Below are 22500 nucleotides of genomic sequence, written 5' to 3' on the forward strand. Positions count from 1 at the left end.
ACAGTTGATTTTGTTAACGAAAGTCGACTTTAAATCCATATTTTGTGTGAAATAAAAGCATATAATAAAAGTATGAGGTGATGATGTGAAGGAGATAAACATTCATAAAATAATTGCGGATAAGAGAAAAGAAAAGGGAATTACGCAGGAAGAGTTAGCGATGTATATTGGTATTACGAAGGCATCTGTTTCCAAATGGGAGACAGGGCAGAGTTATCCGGATATTACATTTTTACCACTGTTAGCATCGTACTTTAACATAAGTATTGATGAACTAATTAGTTATACACCACAAATGGAGCAGGAAGATATTAAGGATTTATATCATAGACTAGCGGAAGCTTTTAGTGAAGAACCATTTGATGAAGTAATGATAGAGTGCAGAGGAATAATCAAAAAATATTATTCTTGTTTTCCGTTATTACTTCAAATGGGCCTACTTTTTATTAATCACCATATGTTAACAGAGGATACGGATAAAAGAATTGAAATGTTAGAAGAGGCAATGTCTCTCTTTAGCAGGGTACAGGAAGAAAGTGACGATGTTTCTCTTGTGAAAGAGGCGGTATCGTTTCAAGCAACTTGCTATCTTATACTCAATAAAGCGAATGAAGTATTGCAATTGCTTGGCGAAACGATACGTCCTAACGTTCCAGAGGAGGATTTAATTGCACAAGCGTATCAAATGCTTGGAAATGTTGAAAAGGCAAATGAAATAATGCAAATTAGTATGTACCAACATTTAATACAACTCGTTGCGACAATACCGAATTATGTAGTAGTAAATGCCTCAAGCGCTGAAAAGGTAGAGGTAATTTTAAATAGAGCTTTCATGTTAATAGATATATATGAAATAGAAACATTACATCCTAATATGACTTTAAAAGTATACTATGCTGCTGCGCAAGTATATTGTATGCAAGGCAATTTTGAAAGAGCCTTAAAAATGTTACGGAAATATGCAGCGGTTTGTGCGGCGAGCTTTACAGTAAATAGTCTACATTTACACGGTGATTCATATTTTGATGCGATTGACGGATGGTTTGCAGAGTTTCCGCTCGGCGCTAAAACAGTTAGAAATGAAGAGATTATAAAGCGAAGCATGCTACAAAGTATTGCAGAGAATCCAGTTTTCGCTCCGATGAAAGGTGTAAGAGAGTACAAAAATATAATAGCGAGTTTGAAATTCAAATTAGATATAACTGAATAGAAGGAGGGTTCATATAATGACCTTTGACGAATATGAAGTAACGATAAAGAGTGAATTAACTTTGCTAGGTACGATTACTAAACCGAAAGTCGACGGGAAGTATGCAGCGGTTGTCATTATCGCTGGATCTGGAGAGATTGATCGTGATGGAACGATCGTACCGCTAAAGCTTGAGGCGAACATATATAAAGATTTAGCGCATGTAATAGCGGGGCTGGGTGTAGTGACGCTCCGTTTTGATAAGCGCGGAGTAGGAAAGAGTGACGGAGAATTTCTGAAGACTGGAATGTGGGATTTAGTTAGTGATATAGAGTCTACGATTACGTATTTAAAAGAACAACCATTTGTTAATCCAGAAAATATCATTTTAGCTGGTCATAGTGAAGGGTGTATGTTGGCAACAGTAGTCAATGCAAGAACACCAGTTAATGGGCTCATCCTTCTTACCGGAGCTGCGGAATCATTAGAAGAGGCTTCGAAAAGACAAAGAGAGATTGCTTATAAAGAATTAAAAGCGCAGAAAGGAATAAAAGGAAAACTAATGCGCCTTCTCAATGTAGAGAAACGTGGAGAGAAGCAAATGGAAAAAATAAAAGAGAAAATGATGAATACAGAAAAAGATACGATTAAAGTTGGTTTTAAACCGATGAACGCAAAGTGGTTTAGAGAGCATTTTCAGCATGACATTTATAAAGATTTAATGAAAGTAACGTGCCCGGTATTAGCAATCGCTGGTGATAAAGATATTCAGGCTGATCCTGAAAGAGCGAAGCGGATCGGTGATTATGTGAAGGGTGATTCTGAAGTACATGTAATAAAAAATATGGATCATAGTTTGAAAGTTTTTGAAGGTGAGTTTAAAGCATTAGATTTTAAAAAGAATTATGAAGAAGGGGCAAGAAAGCCACTTCATCCAGAGTTGGAAGAAATAATTGTGAATTGGCTGGATACACATTTTAACTCGCAACATGCGGGTAGTAAGATTCCCGGCTCAATATTAGGCGAAAGTGAGGAAGTCGGAAGGAAGAGTAATTGTCTGTAAAAAAAAACGGTTGTTGTAGGTTGATTTAGTTTAGTATATGAATTTATTTTTTTTGCGAATTCATTCATTATAAAATGTTCGTTTTTATTAATTAACGAGATAAAAACGAACATTATTTTATTTTAAATAAATTAGGTAATTAGACTATAACATTAATGTTCATAATTGAATATAATAATAATATAATGGAGGTGGTGTTATATGGCTCTTACTACAGGACCAATTGAAAACGTAGGAAATCAACCTGCTAATGCAAATAAAGTTAGGGTGAAGATCCTTAACCGTACTGCGGGCCCACTTACTGGAGTAGCTAGAGTTTTTAGACTTGACGGTTCATTAGTATTAATTGAACAGGTAAACTTCAATGTGAATTCTAATGCTTCTACTTTTGCAACTCTAAGTTTAGTTCATCCTGCTCTTGGACAAGCATTTGAATATGAAGTTCAAATTGTTCCTAATCAACCTGGTGGACTATATAGTGTTTATGGACTAACAGCTGAAAATGTTATTATTACTGCACAACGTGTTGTGAACTCAGAATTGACACAGTTTCTTTAATTAAAATAGATTGGTGCCTACATGGTATCCAATCTATTTTTGTACGTATTATTCAGAGAAAGAAAGGTTTTACACAAAAATAAAGATAGTTATGGAAAAGGGAAAAGTCGAGCTATCATCTTAATTTTTATTATTTCTGTCTTAGACCGTATCTGTTTTGTGGCACGGTTTTCTTTGAATGCATTTTATTCAAACTGTTTTTTAAAGTATTTATCAAATATGCATTATTGCATAAATAAATTTAAATTTATAAGTTAATATTAAACTACTTTTTAGTTGTAAAGAATATGTTAATAATCTTTATAAGAAAAGGATATTCCTTGTAAAAAGTGAAATTGTTTGGAATGTGAATAAACAAAAAGTTTAGAAGTGATACAGACTGGATAGAGTCTTGTATTAAATAAACAGAAAAGGGGTATGGGTTTCTAAAAGGTTTCGGGGTTAGAAAGCACTTTTTAGTTAATAGCTTTAAATTATATTTTAAAGGGGAATGGGTATATGAAGTTTCGAAATACAAAGATTGCTATGGTTACACTATCTTCATTTTTTATTTTAGGTTCTGCATCTCTATCATTCACAGATACTATACATGGTGAAGTGGTTCCTGCATCAGCACAGGAGATTATTGTAAAAAATTATGACGATACATATTATAATAACGCAATAGGAAAAACGGGGTTAGAATTAAAGAAGGAATTGCATAATATTATTGATAATCATACAAAGTTATCATACAGTGCGGTTTGGGACGCGTTAAGAGATACTGATGAAGATCCGAATAATAAAAATAATGTGATACTCTTATATACTGGTCGTTCGCAAGGGAAACTTACGAATGGATCAGGAGTAAATAACTGGAACCGAGAGCATGTTTGGGCAAAATCTCACGGTGACTTTGGAACGACTGCAGGACCTGGAACAGATCTACATCATTTAAGAGCGACGGATGTATCTGTAAATAGTTCACGTGGAAATCTAGATTTTGATAACGGTGGTGTAAATCATTCTGAAGCGACAGAATGTAAATATGATAGTGATTCTTGGGAACCTCGTGATAGTGTAAAAGGAGATATTGCTAGAATGCTGTTTTATATGGCTGTTCGTTACGAGGGAGACAACGGCGAAATAGATTTAGAACTAAATGAAAAAGTGAATAACAATAAAGATCCATACATGGGGAAACTATCTGTCTTATTAAAATGGAATGAACAAGACCCGGTCGATGATTTAGAGCGAAAGCGTAATGAAGTGATTTTTACAAAATATCAACATAACCGCAACCCTTTTATTGATCATCCAGAATGGGTAAATAAAATCTGGAACTAAGATTTTTAAAGGTATTATACTTTGATAAAAGGGATTGATCATTATGATCAATCCCTTCTTATATTTTTACTAGAATAAATGATTTTTATAGGACTAGTGAGGGAAATAGAATAGATATTTATATGGAACGATAGTACTTATTTATCTAGTTAAGTATTTAGTAAGGTCCCCACTCAATATTCACCCCAACAATAAGAAAAACAAGTCCAATGATAAACCAAATGAGTGCAAGTGGAGCCATGAAACGAATCCATTTTCCATAAGAAATCCCGCTTGCTGCGAGAACGCCCATTAAAACACCGGAAGTTGGATTTAAGCAGTTTACTACACCTTCTCCGAGCATAACAGCCTGTACTGTAACTTGGCGTGTAATGTGCATGAAATCAGCTAATGGAGCTAATATCGGAATAAAAATAACCGATTCTCCTGTCCCGGATGAAATAAGGAAATGTAATGCAGCACTACTTACGTACATACCGATAACGCCAAATACAGGGCTTTGTCCTTCAAGAGACTGTGCGAGCTGGTTAACGATAGTATCAAGTAATTTGCCTTGTTCTAAAATGACTGAAATACAGCGAGCCATTCCGACAATTAAAGCACCATAGATAAGGTTTTGGCAGCCAGTTAGAAAAGTAGAAGCGATATCGTTTGCTTTCATGCCACCTATTATTCCGGCTGTAATTGCTATGAAAATAAAAGTAGCGGTCATTTCTGCGTCCGTCCAATGCAGACGAAAAGCGCCTATTAAAAATGCAATTAATGATAAAGCTGAAACGAGTAAAATTAATTTATGACGTATCGTCCAAGGAACTTCCTTTTTCTCTGCTTCTTTTTCGCTTGAAAGAGCGTTACTTGGAAACCAGTTGTCGCCAAGGATGCTTCCTTTATTCGATTTTTTCAAGCGCTTTACATACCAATTTATATATAGAATGGTAGCAAGTAAAAAAGATATATAAATTGCTGTGCGTAAACCAATTCCCGAAAACATCGGAAGTTCTGCGATCTTTTGTGAAATGCCTAAAGGTGAGGGGGATAAAATAGTAGCATTAAAACCAGCATAAGTGCCTAAATAAATAATTGCTACGCCAACGATAGCGTCCCATTTTAATGTGCGGGCAACGATGATGCCGATAGGGATAAAGCCGATAACTGAGTTAACGATAATGCCAGTCGTTCCGAGAATGGAAAAGAGTGCGGCGACAATACATATGAAAAGTAATTGCTGATTACGAAATTTGTTAATAACATGATAGATTAAACCGTCAAGGGCACCTGTCTTTTCAAGAATTGCAATGGCTCCACCTGTAAATAAAATTAGAAAGATAATAGGAGCAGCAAGTGTCATTCCTTTTTCAATAGCGGTAAAAAAAGAAACAAATCCTACAGGTGATTGCGGAACAGAATGGTAGCTACCTGGTATTGTCGTTGTAACGGTCCCGTTTGTAACCCTTTTAAATTCTCCAGCAGGAACGAAATAAGTAGCAATGGCGCAAAGTAAGGCAATAAAAAATAGCAGTACGTACGCATCAGGCATTTTAAACTTTGGTTTACTAGGTTGTTTTTTTGCCTCAGTTTGTATTTGCATAAAATCCCTCCTTCTTCACTTTGTTAATTTTAAATATTCTGAATTTAATCTGTGAAATAGATTATAATAAAGGTAGCTTCTTAAGGCAATAGTTTTTGTATCCTTTTCCCGCACGTACAAATTATTGCAATATTAGACAGGGAAACGATAATAAGCCAAGAATATGTTATGTAGAAAGAAAAAGGAAAAGAGGGAACAAGATGTGGAAAACTACTGATCTATGTGATGAATTTGAAAAGGAATTACAAATATGTCGCCAGTCTTTTCGGTCTTTTGGGAAGAAAGAACAATTCCACGGGAAAATTGCAACTGTAAAAGTGAAAGATGATAATGTACTAGTGAAGGAAGGATTGCAAACATTACCAGAAGGAACAGTATTAGTTGTTGATGGCGGAGCGTCTACGAATTGTGCGTTACTTGGTGATAATTTGGCAGCTATTGCGGAAGAAAGAAAGCTAGCAGGAATTATTGTGAATGGGTATGTTCGTGATTCTAGTGAACTAAAGAATATTAATATTGGTATTTTAGCGTTAGGAACGATGCCAAATAGAAGTGTGAAAGAAGGAAAAGGAGAACGAAATATTTCATTGCACTTTGGACAAGTGGATTGGAATCCAAATGAATATGTCTATGCGGATGAAGATGGCGTCATTATTAGTGAAAAGAGTTTACATCGTTAAGAGTTAATAAGTTATTATTCTTAGAAAATAAATCCGATAAAGCATGGACAAAATTCTTTGTCAATAGTAAAATAATACAGAAATTTAAAATTTACAGAATGTATAGGTTTATCGTTTTACGATAACTTAAATGGAAGTAAGTTGTGCCAAGAAAAGTGAATGTTATCACAATGATACGTTCATAAACAAAATTATTTTTCCTATACAAATATAGCCGCGAATAATGCGGGTAGGAGGTGTTGTACATTTTTGTTCGACACTTACAAAAAGAGAGTGTCAATCGCACGCCCTTGAAGGGCCTTTTTTTGTGTAAATGGTAGTAAGGGAGGAAATTTTGGGATGGCAATGTTGAAAAAGTGGCTGCTTACGTCGTTAATGGCAGTGACACTTGTATTTGTTTCTTTTGCGAATACAGTACATATTACGTTTGCTGAAGGAAATACAGCAAAACTTGCAATTATTGGGGAATCACAAAAGGGCATTATGTTATGTCCGAAAGAAGAGCAAATTAAAGATGGGGAAACAGCTTTAAGTTTGCTGCAAAAGGTCATGGGGGACAAAGTAGAATCTGAAACGATGTCGTTTGGAACATATGTAAAAGGAATCGATGGTTTAATGGCCGGGGCTACAAGTGCTTGGCTATATGATGTAAATGATAAGTCTGCAGAAGTCGGAGCAGATAGTTATAAATTAAAATCTGGAGATGTTGTTGTCTTTCGCTTTGTTTCAGACTGGAGCAATATAAGCCAGGAAACATTGAAAGAAACGTTAGATAAGTTCGGGACGTGTAAAACAGAAGAACCTAACGGTGGCAAACCAGAAGAACCAAAGACGGATGATCCAAAACAAGAAAAACCAGAAGAACCGAAGACGGATGATCCAAAACAAGAAAAACCAGAAGAACCAAAGACGAATGATCCAAAACAAGAAAAACCAGAAGAACCAAAGACGGATGGTTCAAAACAAGAAAAACCAGATGGTACAAAAACAAATGATGAAAAACCAGAACAACCAAAGCAAGAGAACATTCAAAATCCAAGTGCACAATTAAACGAAGCCATTTCTAAAACATCAGATAAGATGTTACAAGATGGAATTGAAAGTGACTGGGTAGCTGTAGCGCTTTCTCGTTCTGGAAAGAATGTGCCAATTGAGGCGAAATTAAATTATGTTAAGTCAGTAACTGAAAAAGTAGAAAAGCGCATTAATCGTTTTTCAGCGACAGATTTAGCTAGAACAATTATTATGATGAATGCAATGAGTGCAGACCCTAAAAATGTAGGTGGACATAATTTAGTTCAAAAATTGTATGAGTCAGATAAAGTGAATTCTGTTACAGGTTATGCATTTGCTTTACTTGCATTTGATACGAAGAAGTATGAGATTCCAGTTGAATCAAAATGGAACAGAGTTGCTCTAGTGGAAGCACTGTTAAATAATCAGCATACAGACGGTGGATGGACTTATAATAGTTCAGGTAGTAAAGATAGTGCTAGTAGTGTTGATGTAACAGGTATGGTTTTATCAGCATTAGCTCCTTATCAAGAGCGATCAGATGTGAAACCAGCTATACAAAAAGCTGTTGCGTATTTATATAACGAACAGCTGCAAAATGGCGGTTTTTCAGCTGATGGACAAGAAAATTCAAATAGTACTGCGCAAGCAATTATTGGATTATCGCTTGTTAAAGATGTAGATCAAAATCGTCTTCATAAGGCAATGCAAAACCTATTATCATATCAACTTTCAAATGGTGAATTTAAATGGTTACCAAGTGATCAAAATGGTAACGGAATGGCTACAGAACAGGCTCTTTTAGCATTACTTCAATTTAAGGAAATGGGAAAATCTATTTATGATTGGTCTAATGTAGACGCTGGTGATGTAATTAAGCCAAAACCGATTGAAGAGCCAGAAAAGGTCGTTGAACCAGAAAATAATGTAGTAGAAAAAGAAGTTATTGAAGAACCGAAAGAACAAAAACAAGTACAACAAGAAACAAAAGATGAAAATCTAAAAGTAGTTGTAGATAACGAACCGGTTAAGAATAAAAAAATCGGAAACGATAACAGTCTACCAAAAACAGGAGCATCTTCTCATGGCGCAGCAACAGAAGTAGGTATGGGTGTATTATGTATTGCTTCTGCATATGTATTATGGAGACGTAAAGCAGCTTAACAAAAAATTAGGAGCAATTATTTGCTCCTAATTTTCGTATGAAAGGTGAGAGATAGGATGAGTAAGGTGAAATGGTTCATTTCTTTACTGCTTTCGCTCGGGCTACTTGCCGGATGTGAAGAGGCAGCTGTAAAGCCTGAGAAGAAGGTAGAACCGAAGCAAGAAGAGGTAGCGAAACAAGAAGTACAAAAAGATGAAGCGAAGCCGGAAGAAAAAACAGAAGAAAAGCAAGCTGAATCAGAGCAAAAGCAGCAAGAAGAGCAGAAAGAGAAACAAGAACAAAAAGTAGAAGAGAAGGCGAAAGAGGAAAAGCCGCAGGCACAACCAGAGGTAAAGAAAGAAGAGAAACAACAGGAACAACCGAAAGAACAGCCGGCTGTAAATAAGCAACCAGAGCAGCAACAAGCACAAGAAGAGAAACAACAACCGAAAGCACCAGAAGTAAAAGAAGAAGCAAAGGTTGTGAATCAGCCGAAAGAAACACCGAAGCAGGAGCAAAAGAAAAAGCCAGAAGAGAACAATAGTGTACCAGCTCCACCAACACCGGTACCACCACTAAACCCAGTGCCACCACCAGTACCACCAGTACCTAAAGCAAAACAAGTAACAATCTCGGTAAAAGGAAATAACGGATATATAATGGGTGCGAAAAAGATGGATGTACAAGATGGCGATACTGTGTATAAAGTATTACAACGTACAGGATTAGATGTTGATGCAAGCGGATCTAGAGATAGTATTTATGTAAAAGGTATTAATGATTTATATGAAAAAGATATTGCGGATACTAGTGGATGGAAATATCGTGTGAACGGTGCTTTTCCAAACCATAGTGCTGGTGTAGCTACGGTAAAACCAGGAGATACAATTGAGTGGGTATACGTATTACAATAAGAAAGGCATTCGGTAAAGGGCTATGAAAATAAGTTTTTCTTCTTTACATCCTTTTGTGAATTTTTTCTATTATATCGGGGTGATGATACTATGTATGATGTGTCTTCATCCTCTTTTTTTAATTGGAGCAATAGTATTAATTATTATGTTAAATGTGATGCAAGGAAATAGCGAAAAGATAAGAAAGATGCTACCGAGCACAATTGTTTTCTTTTTTATGGTAATTTTATTTAATTCGTTATTAACGCATAGAGGTCGAACTACGTTATTTTGGTTAGGTGATAGCCGTATTAAGCTTGAGGCGATTATGTTTGGAATAGTAATGGGGTTATTACTAGTTGCAGTTATGTTTACGTTTGCGTCATACAATGATATTATTTCCAGTCATAAATTTTTATATTTGTTTTCAAGAATTTCACCGAAAGTTGCATTGTTAACGATGATTACAGTGAGATTTGTTCCTTTGTTTATAAGACGATTAAAGAAAATCACACTCGTCCAAAAAACGAAAGGTGTGCAGGTAGATTCAGGTTCGATAATTGAACGCGTCAAAAATGGTATGCAATTGCTGCAAGTATTATTAATTTGTTCATTAGAAGATGCACTGCAAACGGCAGATTCTATGCAAGCTCGTGGATTTGGTGTAACGAAGCGTACGACGTATATTCGCTATAGAATGGAAAGGCGCGATTGGTATACGCTCAATTATTTAATCATTTTATTTATAGCTGCTATTGTATGTAGTAATTATGGCGGAGGGAAATTAATTATTTATCCGAAAGTCGAATCTATTTTCTTCCAGCAATACGATGGGATGATGTTTGTTGTATTTACGATGTTTATTAGTTTACCAATCATAATGGAAGGGAGAGAATGGATATGGTGGCGCATGCAGAAATAAACAATTTATCATTTGTATATACTGATGAAAACGAATACGCGTTACAGCATATTTCTCTTTCTGTTCAAAAAGGTGAGTTTATTGCACTTGCTGGAGGATCGGGATCTGGGAAGACGACGTTATTAAAACATTTTAAAAAGGAGTTACTTCCAATTGGTACGCGTTCTGGAGAGATATTTTATGAGGGTGTTTTAATAGAGGAAGTAGCTGATTTGTTATCTGCCCAAGAAATTGGGATGGTATTTCAAAACCCAGAAAACCAGATTGTTATGGATACAGTGATTCAAGAATTAGCATTTTCTTTAGAAAATATCGGATTACCATCACATATTATTCAAAAAAGAATAGCAGAGCTTATTAGCTTTTTAGGATTTCAAGATTTATTGCATCAATCTGTTCATACGTTATCTGGTGGGCAGAAGCAGCTTGTCAATTTAGCTGCGGTATTAGTTATGCAGCCGAAATTGCTATTATTAGATGAACCGACAGCGCAGTTAGATCCAATCGCTGCAAAAGAGTTTTTAGGATTATTAAAACGGATTAATGAAGAACTTGGAATTACGATTATTTTAAGTGAACATCGTTTAGATGAAGTTATCCCGCTTGCAACACGCGTTGTTTGTATGGATAATGGCCGTATTATGTATGATGGTAGTCCTAAAATTGTTATTACGGATATGTGGGGAGTAGAAACATTCCGTCCATTTATTCCGCAAATTCCAAGGCTATTTTTAGAGTGGAATGTGAGAGATATTCCGTTTACAGTGCGAGAGGCGCAAATGAAAATGAATGATTTTGCAGCGATATCATATGTAAATGACCCAATAGCACAAAGTGAAAAGCAAGAGGTAATTTTAAGCGCAGAGCATATTTCGTTCCAATATGAAAAAAATAGTCCGCTTATTTTACGTGATTTATCAGTTTCGATTGAAAAAGGAAAATGGGTAGCGCTCGTTGGGAAGAACGGTACAGGTAAGTCTACACTGTTAACGATTTTAGCAGGATTACAAAAAGCGAGAAGAGGAAAAGTAAAGTGGAACGGAAAAGTGATACATAAAATTGATTCGAAAGAACGGTTTAAAAGTATTGGGTATGTATCGCAGCATCCGTATTACCATTTTACATTTGATACAGTATGGGACGAGGTTTATGAACGTGCGCGTGAATTATATGGAGAACAAGGAAAAGAAATAGCAGAAGATACGCTAAAACAGTTTTGGTTGTACTCGCTTAAAGAACGCCATCCGCATGATTGTAGCGGAGGAGAGCAACAATTACTTGCGTTATGTACGACGTTATTATCAAAGCCAACGATATTATTACTTGATGAACCGACAAAGGGATTGGATCCATGGAAGAAAGAAAGAGTAGGAGAACTATTTAGGAAGCTGCAAAAAGAAGGTACAACAATTGTAATGGCAACGCATGATATTGAGTTTGCAGCGAAATACGTGGATCAATGTATGATGTTATTTGATGGAACAGTCATTATGAATGATGCACCGAAAGAATTTTTTAGCGGCAACTTCTTTTATACAACATCTATTAATCGATTCATTCGAAAAGAATTGCCATATGCATTAACGTGGGAGGATGTGTACGAAGCTTGTCCAAACAATATGTTGCATTCATAATATGTATCTTTGCAGTAATAATCGGCACATTACTCTTTACGACACTTGTCATGGACGGTTATTACATGTTAAGTAGTTTGTTTCTATTAGCGGTTATTATGTTACCTTTCTATATCCGTTTTGAAAGAAAGGCGTTTGTTTCACGTGAAATTGTTCTCGTTGCTGTATTAGCGGCAATTGCAGCAGTAAGCCGGGTGCCATTTTCTATTTTACCAAGTGTACAACCAACTTCTTTTGTCATTATCGTTTCTGCAATTGTATTTGGAAGTGAAACTGGTTTTATGATTGGTGCTACAGCAGCAATCGTATCTAATATTTTTTTAGGACAAGGTCCATGGACACCGTGGCAAATGTTTTCGTGGGGCATGATTGGTTTTATAGCAGGTTTACTTCGTAATACATTTTTTATGAAAAAGCTATGGGGGAGACTTCTTTACGGAGTAATTGTTGGCTTTTTATTTGGCTGGATTATGAATTTCTGGGGCCTTCTCGGTTTTATACGAGAAGCAACATGGGAAACTGTCATTTCGTATTATATCGCAAGTTTTTACTTTGATTTGAGCCATGCGATTTCGAATGTTATTTTCTTATTACTATTTAGTACTTCATGGATTACGATTCTTACAAGATTTAAAAAGAAATACGGTATATTAGATGAGCATAACGTGACATAGAAAAGCATACTCATATAAGGTAGGGTCGCGACTTACATATTCGTTTGCCTCTTTCATGCTTCTTACATAATGTAAGGAGCATTTTTTTGTCAAAAAATCGATTCAATATGCATCCGCTATTATATAAAATTATTTGTATAATTGTAGGTGAGAACTTTTTTCAAAAGGGAGGTGTATAGTTAATGAAGTTAGTTATTCCGAAGCAACATGGTGCATGGGCCATGCTTGTTATTCCTTTTTTATTAAGTGTCATACTTGGGAAACCTACTATTTATCATATTCCATTGTTTTTAGCGTGGTTCTTTATCTATTTAGCTACGTACCCATTTCTTACGTACATAAAGCAAAGACGAAAAAAAGAGTTTTTACAAGTTGCCATTATTTATTTTCTTATTGCGTTCCTATTTGGGATGATTTCTTTATTATATGAGTGGCGAATTCTTTTATTCGTAATAGTAATGATTCCATTATTTATAGTGAATATGTATTACGCTCGTCAAAAAAATGAAAGAGCACTATTAAATGATATTTGTGCGATTATTGTGTTTTGTATCGGTGGGTTAATTAGTTATTACTTTTCAATGAAGCAAATCGATCATACAGCATTATTCATTGCGCTTATTTCATTTTTATACTTTTTAGGTAGTACGTTCTATGTGAAAACGATGATTCGTGAAAAAAATAACCCGAAGTATCGTCTTATATCTTGGGGATATCATATCGTATTAACGATAATCATATTTGTGATTAATCCGTGGTGTTCTCTTATTTTTATACCAAGTGTCATTCGAGCAATTGTGTTGTATGGCAAAAAAATTTCTATTATAAAAGTAGGAATTTTAGAAATTGCTAATTCTGTATATTTTTTAATCATAACGGCAATAATTATGAAGTATGCCATTTGAAAAAACTTCCCATCAATTGATGGGAAGTTTTTAATCTTTTTCTAAAATGTGAACGGTGTACTCGCAACGTTGAATAGCTTGTTCAACAGCATAAAGTGATTGTTCAATACGAGCGCGATTAAAATCTTTTTCAACTGTTTCGAGCGCTTCTTCTAAACAATTTTTAGCTTCTTGTAATGATTGAAAAGAATCTTGTACATATCCGCGAGCATTTTGATGCATTTCATAATCCTCCTTGCATGTTCGTATATGGGTAGTATGAACAGTAAGGAAGAAAATATAATTTGTTATATTTATTATATTTGTTTGACAATTAAAGTGGAATTACGTATAGTAAGAATTAAGTGAATATTTTCTTATCCAGAGAGGTGGAGGGACTGGCCCGATGAAACCCAGCAACCGCGATGCAGGTGCTAATTCCAGCAGAACATATTTGTTCTGGGAGATAAGACGAAGATATATACGTAACTTCTTCTTATCGGAGAGGTTTTTTTATTGCAAAAAAACCGATTACGAAAATTTATATTAAGAAGAAAGGGGTTGCGCATTACTGTGACACTCGAAAAATACGTAAAACTGCGTAGTACAGTTTATGAATATATGATAGAGCAAGATAAGCCGATATCATTGTTAGATATTCAAGAACATATCGTTTCGCATCATGAAGGAAAATTCACGAAAAAGATGTTGCATCAATTTTATTTATCAAGATTATTAGACGAACTAAAACTGGATGGGAAAATTACATTAGCTGATGAATATCTCTATGCTGAAAAAGGGGTATTGTATAAGGCGAGAAAAGGGAGCTAAGCTCTCTTTTTTTCTTAAAATAACGGAGTATGTAGAGTAAAAGACTGCTAAAGCAGCCTGATACAGGGAATGGTGTTGAGTGTGTAGTGTCAAAAATTGAATGTGCCTGAAAGAGGCAATTCATATCGGCTGCAAATGAAAAGAGACACCTTCGCCGAATAGGTGTCAGTCGTTTTGTCACGTAGACTTGCTACTTAACAGTAATTAGAATAACATGCAGGATTTTTGAAGTCAAAAGGGAATTAAAGGAAGGGGTACAATTATGTACGCTTACTTATTAAAAGATATAACGAAATGGATCCCAAAGTACATTGTAGATAAGGGATATGAATATTATGAAGATGGGCATGTAGAAGATGTTGAAATACAAGGTAAAAAAAGTGTTTGCTTTCGTTACTGGAAATGCAGGGAATTATGAAGTAGTTATCGATCTCGAAGATTTTTCAGAAAGTAACTGTGAATGTCCCTATGAAAATTATTGTAAACATATGGCGGCAGTTGTTTATGATATGCAAGGTGCTGGTGAGAGTGCAGTTAAAGAGAAACTGAAAGATTTAGAAAAAGAAGAGTTACTTATATTATTAAATCGATTGTTGCAAAGTTCGAAAAACGTACAAATTGTAGAGAAGTTATTAAAGAAGGAGAAACTTTAACGTATAGAGGGAGTTGTTTTGTAGTGAACGTACTAATTATATATGCTCATCCTAACCCTTCAAGTTTTAACGCGGCGATTTTCAATCATGTGCAAAAAGGACTACAGGAAACAAATCATTCAGTTACCGTACTTGATTTATACAAAGAACAATTTGATCCAGTCCTCGTATTTAATGAAGAGAAGAAAAGACGCGATTTAGTAAATGAAGAGGAAACAGCTCGGTATAGAACGTTAGTAGAAGAAGCAGATACACTTCTATTCATCTATCCAATATGGTGGTGGGGGATGCCAGCAATTTTAAAAGGATTTATCGATCGTATTTTCGTAGCTGGATTTGCTTATAAATATGAAGGGGCTCTGCCGAAAGGATTATTGCAAGGGAAAAAAGCATGGGTTATTAATACGTTAGACTCGCCTCTATGGTACGTCGCATTGTTATATCGATCAGCAGATTGGATTATGATGAAGAGAGGTATTTTACGTTTTTGTGGCATTCGCGATATAAAACGGTCAGTGTTTCAATCTGTGAAAACGAGTAAAGTATCAAAGCGTGAGAAATGGTTATTACAAATAGAAGAAAAGGCTCGTGCATTATGAATGAAGTCGATCGTATTATAAACTGTGTTCAGTATGATGGCGAACTTTTTCGGAAGTATGTTACGTGTTTACTTCAATTGAAAAAATGCAGCGAAACATTTCAGCAAATTCAAATAGAGTTAAGAAATGATTATTTAATAAGAGGAATTTGTGAAAGAGAAGTTGATCAGGTAGTACGGGGAAGTAAAGAATATGAAACATATTTTCTTCCTAAAGCGTTACAGTGGAATTTTTTGAGGGAACATCCACACCTGATCGGAAAAATTTGCGAAGATTTTTTTGCATTTGAGTCATTACATCTTACGGAGTCAGAGTGGGAGAAGATTATAAATTGCATGGGAAATAAGTGATTTATTATGTAAAAAAGCTAGTATAAAACTAGCTTTTCGTTTAAATAAATAAGAAACATAGACTAATGATAAAACCCGCATATAGTAAGTTCACAACACAAAATCCCATAATGTCACGAGCACCTAAACCAGCTATCGCTAATGCTGGTAATGCCCAGAAAGGTTGAATTAAATTCGTCCAAGCATCGCCCCATGCAATTGCCATTGCTGTTTTTGCAGCAGGTACACCAAGTTCAGCGCCAGCTGGAATCATAATTGGTGCTTGCACAGCCCATTGACCGCCGCCAGATGGAACGAAAATGTTAACAATGCCAGCACTTAAAAATGTAAAGAGCGGAAAAGTCGTTTCATTTGAAATGCTAATAAAGAAATTAGAAATAGCTCCTCCAAGTGAAAGTCCTTCACTATTTGCTCCAATCATCATGCCCATAATTCCTGCGTACAACGGAAATTGAAGTAAAATGCCAGAAGCACTTTTCGTAGAGTCTGAAAAAGCACGAATATACTGAATCGGAGTACGGTGGAAAATAAGACCTGCAATTAATAACATAAAAATCACGATATCGAGAGTAAGGTTAAAACCTTTCGTATAAAAGTAATTGAAAATATAAATGAGACCTAACAATCCAACGCAAAGTGTAATAATAATGCTATTTTCCATCTTTTCAGCGAACGTATTTTTTTCTACTTCTTGAGCAGCAGCTTCTTCATGGAACACGCTAGGATCTACTGTAATCGTATGTTTTTCATCTGGATGCATCGCTTTATTAATGAGAGGCATCGTAATGAGAAAAATAATAACTGGAACGAGAGCGTATGGTGAGAATAACGTTTCTGTTATTGGAATCGCCTCTTTAATACTTCCAGCAGTCGTTTTAATTAACGTTTCACCGCCTGTTGCTAACGTAAGAGGAATAGAGGCAGAAAGACCGGCATGCCAAATGAGAAATCCAGAGTAAGAAGAGGCGATTGCTAGTCTATAATCTAATCCGTCCAGCTGCCTGGCCACTTCTTTTGCGTATAAAACAGATACAACAATTCCAAAGCCCCAGTTTATGTATGCACCGAGTAAACTTACAATTGAAATGGCAATAATGCCTTGTCCAGTTGTTTTTGGTAGTCTGGCAGCTTTCGTTAATCCTTTTTTAATAAGAGGAGCATTTGCTAAAGCAGATCCAGTCACGAGTACAAGTGCCATTTGCATAGAAAAGGCGAGGAGTCCCCAAATTCCATTACCCCAGTGATTAATCATTTCTACAGGTGTTTGGTGAGTCGCAAACATACCAAAGAAGATAACGAAAACAGTTAGTAAACATGATAAAATAAACGGTTCTGGCAAGAAGCGTTGCACTAAGGCGACGCAACCATTTGTAAAGGAACGAAACAAAATAGATCAACCTCCTTATGTATATGTATTACAATTATTCGAGGTTGTTTAGGAGATAACCTTCAATGTAAAGAAAATTCAGATATTTACAGAGTGGTAATTTATTGATAGATTGATATAGAGCCTCGTATCAAATTCTGCTTTTAATATACTAGAAGAAAAACGGTTGGAAATGGGGTAGCACTTATAGGGATAGTATAGAGAAAGGTTACTAGCTGGCTTCAAAGCAACTGTTGCAAAGGGAGAGGAGATTCAATACAATAGTGTTGCATTACATGAGAAATATGTTTTAGCACAAATCTAGCTAAAAATGTTTATACAAATACATTTAAAATTGATGGGGGAATTATGATCAAAAGTTTTTATCTTTTAAAGCCTAAAATGTTTACGGCAGATATATATTATAAAGTTTTTATTACAGGTGACTGTATATATTTTATAAAGATTGGCGGACAGTTTCATAGCCGACATGCTTATAAAAAACAATTACCTGGTATTTCAGAGCTATTGTTTTTGTTTTGGTTCAAAAAAATTGAGAAAAAACAATTAAACTTAGAAACTGAAATAGATGCAAAAATACATACTGGCGATGTACATGAACTCTTGCAATTAAAGAATAACTTTTCAATTGAAATAAATATAATTGAAGAGGTACTATTAAATAAACGAGGAACGTTTCATACAGGTTTTAATGATAATGGAACGATTTCCTTCATGTTAAAAAATGGTCAAAAAATAAAGTTCATCATCCCGGAAGAAACTTTATTTTCATCTATAGAAGAAATTTTCGACCAATATGAACAGACAATCTTTGTAAGGGAAGTGTTTTAAAGGAAACGATTAATTTATTATCTTTTTAATAAAGTGATAGAAAGCTTCATTAAAAAGATGAAGCTTTTTACTTATAAAAGATAACAAAAGTAATACATTCATTACTACATTTGTGTGTGAATTCAAGAAAAATTAAACCACCTAGCCCCTAAAGAGAATATAGGAAGCAGATGGTTTAGGTGTTTTGAGAGGTATCCTGTTTTCAGGATTTAGTTCAAATTATTGATTTGCATTTTTATATCGAGTAAATTTAAGTTTCTGGAATAATTGTAATAGCGACAGTCCGAACCGGAGTCTCTATTTCGTCGCCTTTACTTTGGCTATTGTAGTATTTAATCATTAATTCGTTAAGTTCGTTTTGAAATTTTCCAAAGTGTTCTTCATCTAGCTTTAATTCTACTACAGAAAAAGTAGCAGTATCTTCTTGACTGTTTTGTTCCTCTAATTTCTTAAGGTAACTTTGATATTGTGTCATAAGTGATAACTGATAATAGGAAATGTAGTTTAACTTTTCATCATCAGATAATCCTTTCCATTCACTTCCTTCAATTTTTGCATCTTCTTCATTGATTGCGTAATATTTTTCAGAAACAGATTTCACCTTTTTTTCTTTAATTACATGGACGATACCAGAATCAACCATAGTTTGTAGCTGTCTATATAGTGTGGCTTGTGGTACATTTTTAATGATTTTTACCATTTCTAATGGTGTTAGCCCATCTTCCTTATTTCTCATTAACACTTGGCAAATTTTCATTCTTACCGGATGCATTAAAATTTCAACTTTATTATTCATTCGCTCACCTTATTTATTATGTATTTTTATTCTCATTATAAATAATGAGAATAAAGTTTGCAATTCATTCGTTTATGTTTTATCATTATCAATAATGAGAATGAATTTAGGGAGGAATGACAATAATGCAACTACATTATGGATTGAATGATCTTAAAGACATTGATATTATGACTTTTCTACCCATTATATTGCCAGTTATTGCAGTGGGGGTACTTTTAGTTTTCATTGCATTCATTGATTTATACCGACATAGAAAAACAAGAAAAAATGTACTTGTATGGACGTTCATTATTCTTTTCATTAATGTATTGGGACCTATTTTCTACTTCGTTATAGGGAGAAAGGATAGTGAGAAATTATGAAATTAGAGATTAAAAATGTAACAAAAGTATTTAAAAGAAAAATTGCGGTTAATAATTTCTCGATGGAACTGCAAGCGGGGGAATGCGTCGGATTAATTGGACCGAACGGAGCAGGGAAATCCACATTAATAAAAGTAATTTCGGATATTATTCATCCAACTGCTGGTGAAGTTTTATTGAATGGGATAAAAATATCAAAAATGAAAAGTGAAATTGGTTATTTACCGCAATACCCTAATTTTTTCCATTGGATGACAGCGAGAGAAACGCTTACCTTTATGGGCCAACTTTCGGGATTGAAAAAAGAAGAATTGTCAAAGTCGATTCCAAAGATTTTGGAGAAAGTTGGACTAAAGGACGAAGAAAACGCAAAGGTTAGTACATTTTCTGGTGGAATGAAACAACGACTTGGTATTGCACAAGCATTATTGCATAAACCGTCACTTATTGTCATGGATGAACCGGTATCCGCATTAGATCCAATCGGCCGACGGGAAGTATTGAATTTAATTGAAGAAATAAAAAAAGATACAACCATTTTATTATCAACCCATATATTAGGCGATGCGGAAGAAATCTGTGAACGATTTGTCATTATAAAAGATGGAACAAAAATAGAAGATACAACGATTACGGAACTTTTACATCGTAATAGTGAAAATAAATTAATGATTGAAATAACAGCTAAAGATCAAAAGTGGATTGAAATTGTAAAAAAATTACCGTATGTGAAGGACGTTGAAGTGGTTGGGCTTAAAATCAAAGTGAAGGTTGAAAGCATTGAAATAAATAAAAATATGTTATTGCAAAATGCACTCGAACATAAAGTGAACATCGTTAAATTTGAAATGAGCAACGATACTTTAGAAGAAATCTTCTTGAAATTGGTGGTGCAAAAATGAATAACTCAATTGTATTGATAAAAAAAGAATGTGTTCAAATGTTACGTGATTTCAAGATTATTTGGCTACCAATTGTTTTTATATTTTTAGGCGCAACACAACCGATAGTAACTCATTATTTGCCATCAATTTTAGAAGCGTTAGGTGGAGGACAGGGAATTACCATTGATTCGAGTATGGCAACGCAAAAAGGGGGCGAAGTATTAGCGAGTACTTTGGGATCCCAGTTTGATCAGCTTGGACTTATGATTCTAGTGATTTCTATGATGGGTGCTATTCAAACAGATAAAGCTAATGGTATGTTGGCCTTTATTTTAACAAGGCCTGTTACTGTTCCTTCATATGTAGGTGGGAAAATAGTGTCGAACTATTTAATGGTAGCGTTTAGTGTAACAATTGGATTCGTTACTTCTTATATATATGTAAATTATCTTTTTACTGTTGTTCCATTCGCACACCTAATTACTGGATTACTATTTTATTTAATTTGGGTTCTTTTTATCGTATCTTTCACAACAATGATAAGTGCTATTTTTCAAAGTCAAGGTATGATTGCATTAATTTCAATTGTTTTCCTTTTAGCTTGTAGAGTAATCGTCGGTTTGAATCCAATAATGGATCAGCTTAATCCAGCCAGTATGAGTAAGTATGCAATGGAAATGTTAGTCACGGGGGGAGTAAATTCAAACGCAATAATCAATGGATTACTAACTATAGTATGGATTTTATTGACACTCTTCGTAACGTTTTATTGGATTGCTAATAAAAAGTTTAATGATGAATAACCATGATGAGTATAGTAGATTTACGAATGCTTTTAAACCTGGAATAATATAATGGATTCAAATAAAACACCGAAATAAGAAAAAGCTTCCACTACTGTGGAAGCTTTTCTAAATGATGTGCAATATCAATATACATATTTGAGTAAACCGAATGTATTTCATTACTTGGCGTTGCGTTAGAAGAGAAATGAACGATCACCATATTTGCTTTCGGATCGATGTAAAGTGTTTGTCCGTAACTACCTAACACTTCGAAAGCACCTTGTTCATTGTGCGGAATCCACCATTGATTACGGTAAGAAATGGAAGCTCCAGGGCCAATTGCAAGTTCACCTTCTTGGACATTTTTTATATCTTTAGTAATAGAAGAAGGGAGAATTTGTTTTCCGTTATATTCCCCATTGTTTAATAGTAATTGCCCAAATCTCGCGATATCTCTAGCAGTTGCATTTAATCCAGCACTAGCTTGTTCTATTTTTGTTTCATCTGTAACGTAATACGCGTTTTCTTCCATACCAATTTGAGACCAAATTCGTTCACTTACATTTTCAGCTAGTGATTTACCAGTAATAGTTCTAATAATCCAAGCGAGCGTTTCTGTTGATCCGTTATTGTAAGAAAAGGAAGAACCAGGCGGTGCCGTTTCTTCGGCTTCTCGTAACATATCATAAATTTTCATCGGACCGTCGTAATTTTTGCCGCGGGGTAAAATATTGCTAGCTAAATATAATTGTGCATCTTGATTTTCTAGCCCAGGCTGCTCATATCCGTGGGTCGGGTATTCTGCTGACACTTGCATGTCCATTAATTGCTGAAGTGTGGCATTACCGAACGGTGTGTTTTTTAATTCTTTTATGTAAGTGTCAGCTGTTTTCTCTAAATCGATACGATTCTCTTCAGCGAGAGATTGTATAATTGCCCCGGTAAAGACTTTTGCTAATGATGCCATACCATGAGGTTCATTCTGTTTATACCCATTGAAATATCGTTCGTAAACAAGTTGTCCATTATGTACAACGACAAAAGCATCTGTTTTGTTATCGTCTAAAAGTTTTTTTAGAGGATTTGTATTTCCGAATCTACGCTCCACAGCAAAATCGTCTAAGTTTTGCAATGCGGAAGGGAAGTGAGCAATTTGGTCAGAATTGTTTTTTACGTTATTAACTAAAGTGAATTCTTTCATATGTGTATACGACCAACGTAAGTAAGGGTCATTTAACCAGTTTTCTTTTGTCACATTATGTTTTGATGGGGTCGTTTTATTTTGTTTGAAGTAAGTAAACCCAAGCCCTGTAATTACAAATATGAATGTTAGTATAAGTAAGAATAGGGGAGATTTTTTTAGTTTCATATATGGCCCTCCTTTTTATTTCTACTATAAGTATACGCTCGTCTTGAAAGAAATACAAAATAAGGAAAGTAAACGGGGAAG

23 protein-coding genes, 1 pseudogene and 1 riboswitch are annotated in these 22500 nt (G+C 34.9%); of the genes and pseudogenes, 19 read left to right on the plus strand and 5 right to left on the minus strand.

The features are described from left to right. Nucleotides 1–85: 85 nt before the first annotated feature. From ACTFN4_RS12975 to ACTFN4_RS12990, 4 genes are all read left to right on the plus strand, one after another. A complete protein-coding gene (locus tag ACTFN4_RS12975; RefSeq protein WP_000659027.1) occupies nucleotides 86–1210 on the plus strand; it encodes a helix-turn-helix domain-containing protein in 1125 nt (374 codons plus the stop codon). 16 nt (nucleotides 1211–1226) lie between these two features. After that, a complete protein-coding gene (locus tag ACTFN4_RS12980) occupies nucleotides 1227–2252 on the plus strand; it encodes an alpha/beta hydrolase family protein (RefSeq protein ID WP_000141812.1) in 1026 nt (341 codons plus the stop codon). A 201-nt stretch (nucleotides 2253–2453) separates the two neighbouring features. Further along, nucleotides 2454–2810, plus strand: a complete 357-nt coding sequence (locus ACTFN4_RS12985) for a hypothetical protein (protein WP_001229415.1) — start codon at nucleotides 2454–2456, stop codon at nucleotides 2808–2810. A gap of 498 nt (nucleotides 2811–3308) precedes the next feature. Beyond that, nucleotides 3309–4136, plus strand: a complete 828-nt coding sequence (locus ACTFN4_RS12990) for an endonuclease I family protein (RefSeq protein ID WP_000672192.1) — start codon at nucleotides 3309–3311, stop codon at nucleotides 4134–4136. 157 nt (nucleotides 4137–4293) lie between these two features. Here ACTFN4_RS12990 and ACTFN4_RS12995 read toward each other — a convergent pair whose 3' ends face one another. Then, nucleotides 4294–5724, minus strand: a complete 1431-nt coding sequence (locus ACTFN4_RS12995) for a YfcC family protein (RefSeq protein WP_001166966.1) — start codon at nucleotides 5722–5724, stop codon at nucleotides 4294–4296. 200 nt (nucleotides 5725–5924) lie between these two features. Here ACTFN4_RS12995 and rraA point away from each other — a divergent pair, with 200 nt between their 5' ends. The 7 genes from rraA (at nucleotide 5925) to ACTFN4_RS13030 (ending at nucleotide 13590) form a co-directional block, all read left to right on the plus strand. After that, on the plus strand, nucleotides 5925–6404 hold the full coding sequence (gene rraA, locus ACTFN4_RS13000) for a ribonuclease E activity regulator RraA (RefSeq protein ID WP_000266037.1): 480 nt from the start codon (nucleotides 5925–5927) through the stop codon (nucleotides 6402–6404). Nucleotides 6405–6743: 339 nt separating this feature from the next. Beyond that, nucleotides 6744–8582: a DUF4430 domain-containing protein gene (locus ACTFN4_RS13005; RefSeq protein ID WP_199630816.1), complete on the plus strand. Its 1839-nt coding sequence runs from the start codon at nucleotides 6744–6746 to the stop codon at nucleotides 8580–8582. A 57-nt stretch (nucleotides 8583–8639) separates the two neighbouring features. After that, nucleotides 8640–9476, plus strand: coding sequence for a DUF4430 domain-containing protein (locus ACTFN4_RS13010; protein ID WP_000048899.1), 837 nt, complete (start codon nucleotides 8640–8642; stop codon nucleotides 9474–9476). A gap of 22 nt (nucleotides 9477–9498) precedes the next feature. Continuing rightward, a complete protein-coding gene (locus ACTFN4_RS13015; RefSeq protein ID WP_439962382.1) occupies nucleotides 9499–10377 on the plus strand; it encodes an energy-coupling factor transporter transmembrane component T in 879 nt (292 codons plus the stop codon). Beyond that, nucleotides 10350–12011 (plus strand): ABC transporter ATP-binding protein, encoded by a 1662-nt coding sequence (locus tag ACTFN4_RS13020; protein WP_439962383.1) that lies wholly within the window; start codon nucleotides 10350–10352, stop codon nucleotides 12009–12011. Before ACTFN4_RS13015 ends, ACTFN4_RS13020 begins: the two co-directional genes overlap by 28 nt. Continuing rightward, complete coding sequence (locus ACTFN4_RS13025; protein ID WP_000043896.1) at nucleotides 11984–12685, plus strand: ECF transporter S component; 702 nt, start codon at nucleotides 11984–11986, stop codon at nucleotides 12683–12685. Before ACTFN4_RS13020 ends, ACTFN4_RS13025 begins: the two co-directional genes overlap by 28 nt. 182 nt (nucleotides 12686–12867) lie before the next feature. Next, entirely contained in the window at nucleotides 12868–13590 is a 723-nt protein-coding gene (locus ACTFN4_RS13030) for a YwiC-like family protein (RefSeq protein ID WP_439962384.1), read from the plus strand. A gap of 30 nt (nucleotides 13591–13620) precedes the next feature. Here the strand turns inward: ACTFN4_RS13030 and ACTFN4_RS13035 are convergent, their stop codons facing one another. Beyond that, a complete protein-coding gene (locus tag ACTFN4_RS13035) occupies nucleotides 13621–13812 on the minus strand; it encodes a hypothetical protein (RefSeq protein WP_000554032.1) in 192 nt (63 codons plus the stop codon). 131 nt (nucleotides 13813–13943) lie between these two features. Further along, nucleotides 13944–14042: riboswitch (SAM riboswitch) on the plus strand. Nucleotides 14043–14142: 100 nt separating this feature from the next. Here ACTFN4_RS13035 and ACTFN4_RS13040 point away from each other — a divergent pair. The 4 genes and pseudogenes from ACTFN4_RS13040 to ACTFN4_RS13055 all read left to right on the plus strand — a co-directional run bounded on the left by ACTFN4_RS13040 (nucleotide 14143) and on the right by ACTFN4_RS13055 (nucleotide 16002). Further along, a complete protein-coding gene (locus ACTFN4_RS13040; RefSeq protein WP_000171476.1) occupies nucleotides 14143–14400 on the plus strand; it encodes a hypothetical protein in 258 nt (85 codons plus the stop codon). Nucleotides 14401–14662: 262 nt separating this feature from the next. Then, nucleotides 14663–15053, plus strand: a pseudogene (locus ACTFN4_RS13045) (SWIM zinc finger family protein). A gap of 23 nt (nucleotides 15054–15076) precedes the next feature. Then, nucleotides 15077–15652 (plus strand): NAD(P)H-dependent oxidoreductase, encoded by a 576-nt coding sequence (locus tag ACTFN4_RS13050; RefSeq protein WP_001101572.1) that lies wholly within the window; start codon nucleotides 15077–15079, stop codon nucleotides 15650–15652. Next, on the plus strand, nucleotides 15649–16002 hold the full coding sequence (locus tag ACTFN4_RS13055; protein WP_140387049.1) for a group-specific protein: 354 nt from the start codon (nucleotides 15649–15651) through the stop codon (nucleotides 16000–16002). The genes ACTFN4_RS13050 and ACTFN4_RS13055 overlap by 4 nt, the downstream gene beginning before the upstream one ends. 40 nt (nucleotides 16003–16042) lie before the next feature. On the opposite strand, the gene ACTFN4_RS13060 is transcribed toward ACTFN4_RS13055, so the two are convergent. After that, the gene (locus tag ACTFN4_RS13060; protein WP_439962386.1) at nucleotides 16043–17389 is read right to left on the minus strand and encodes a short-chain fatty acid transporter; all 1347 of its coding nucleotides are present in this window, start codon (nucleotides 17387–17389) and stop codon (nucleotides 16043–16045) included. 348 nt (nucleotides 17390–17737) lie between these two features. On the opposite strand from ACTFN4_RS13060, the gene ACTFN4_RS13065 reads away from it, so the two are divergent. Continuing rightward, entirely contained in the window at nucleotides 17738–18220 is a 483-nt protein-coding gene (locus ACTFN4_RS13065; protein WP_000597307.1) for a hypothetical protein, read from the plus strand. A 250-nt stretch (nucleotides 18221–18470) separates the two neighbouring features. Here ACTFN4_RS13065 and ACTFN4_RS13070 read toward each other — a convergent pair whose 3' ends face one another. After that, nucleotides 18471–19016 carry a transcriptional regulator gene (locus ACTFN4_RS13070; protein ID WP_001060889.1) on the minus strand — a complete coding sequence of 182 codons (546 nt, stop codon included), beginning with the start codon at nucleotides 19014–19016 and terminating at the stop codon, nucleotides 18471–18473. A 125-nt stretch (nucleotides 19017–19141) separates the two neighbouring features. Here ACTFN4_RS13070 and ACTFN4_RS13075 point away from each other — a divergent pair, with 125 nt between their 5' ends. Genes ACTFN4_RS13075 through ACTFN4_RS13085 form a run of 3 tightly spaced genes read left to right on the plus strand, consistent with a single transcriptional unit; the run spans nucleotide 19142 to nucleotide 21068 of the window. Continuing rightward, the gene (locus ACTFN4_RS13075) at nucleotides 19142–19381 is read left to right on the plus strand and encodes a PLD nuclease N-terminal domain-containing protein (protein ID WP_001175971.1); all 240 of its coding nucleotides are present in this window, start codon (nucleotides 19142–19144) and stop codon (nucleotides 19379–19381) included. Then, nucleotides 19378–20283, plus strand: a complete 906-nt coding sequence (locus ACTFN4_RS13080) for an ABC transporter ATP-binding protein (protein ID WP_000764116.1) — start codon at nucleotides 19378–19380, stop codon at nucleotides 20281–20283. Before ACTFN4_RS13075 ends, ACTFN4_RS13080 begins: the two co-directional genes overlap by 4 nt. After that, a complete protein-coding gene (locus tag ACTFN4_RS13085; RefSeq protein WP_001065773.1) occupies nucleotides 20280–21068 on the plus strand; it encodes an ABC transporter permease subunit in 789 nt (262 codons plus the stop codon). Before ACTFN4_RS13080 ends, ACTFN4_RS13085 begins: the two co-directional genes overlap by 4 nt. Before the next feature lie 91 nt (nucleotides 21069–21159). On the opposite strand, the gene ACTFN4_RS13090 is transcribed toward ACTFN4_RS13085, so the two are convergent. Beyond that, nucleotides 21160–22419 carry a serine hydrolase domain-containing protein gene (locus tag ACTFN4_RS13090; RefSeq protein ID WP_113303749.1) on the minus strand — a complete coding sequence of 420 codons (1260 nt, stop codon included), beginning with the start codon at nucleotides 22417–22419 and terminating at the stop codon, nucleotides 21160–21162. Nucleotides 22420–22500: the final 81 nt, after the last annotated feature.

The organism is Bacillus cereus group sp. MYBK95-2 (assembly GCF_051915225.1).
GTDB classification, from domain to species: Bacteria; Bacillota; Bacilli; order Bacillales; family Bacillaceae_G; genus Bacillus_A; species Bacillus_A cereus.